Raw genomic sequence first — 690 nt, 5'->3', positions numbered from 1 at the left:
GCCTGACCACCAGCCAGATCGTCGCGCTGACCACCGCGCAAGCGAGCACGCTGAGCACCGCCCAAGTGGCCGGCCTGAGCACCAACGCCATCGCCGCGCTGGAAACGGCCGACTTCGCAGCGCTGAAGTCCGACGCGATCGCCGCCCTGAGCGTCAACCAGGTCAAGGCACTGACGACCGACCAGGTCGTCGCGCTGACCACCACCGAAGCTGCCGCGCTGAGCACCGCGCAAGTGGCCGCGCTGTCGACCAATTCGATCGCCGCGCTGGAAACGGCCGACCTGTCGGCCATCAAGACGGCCGCCATCGCCGCCCTGAGCTCCGCCCAGGCCGCCGCGCTGACCACCAAGCAGATCAACACCCTGGCCACCGCCTCGCTGGCCGCGCTGAGCACCGCCGGCGTCGCCGCGCTGACCACCGACCAGGTGGTCGCACTGACCTCGGCCCAGCTGAGCAGCATGGGTTCGGCGCAGGTTGCCGCGCTGACCAGCAACGCCATCGGCGCCATCGAAACGGCCGACCTGTCCGGCCTGACCACCGCCAACGTGGCCGTGCTGCGCAGCGCGCAACTGGTGGGCCTGGCCACGGCACAGGTTGCCGCGCTGTCGACCAACCAGATCGCCGCGCTGAGCACCGCCGCCGTGTTCGGCCTGACCACCAGCCAGATCGTCGCGCTGACCACCGCGCAAG

The 690-nt window shown here is 70.7% G+C and carries 1 pseudogene; it reads left to right on the top strand.

The window, feature by feature from the left end:
• Positions 1 to 690, top strand: a pseudogene (locus tag D0T21_RS31505) (heme utilization protein); the annotation flags it as partial.

Source organism: Duganella sp. BJB476 (assembly GCF_003416895.1).
In the GTDB taxonomy this organism is placed as follows: Bacteria; Pseudomonadota; Gammaproteobacteria; order Burkholderiales; family Burkholderiaceae_D; genus Rugamonas.
This window is presented reverse-complemented; position numbering and strand designations above follow the sequence as displayed.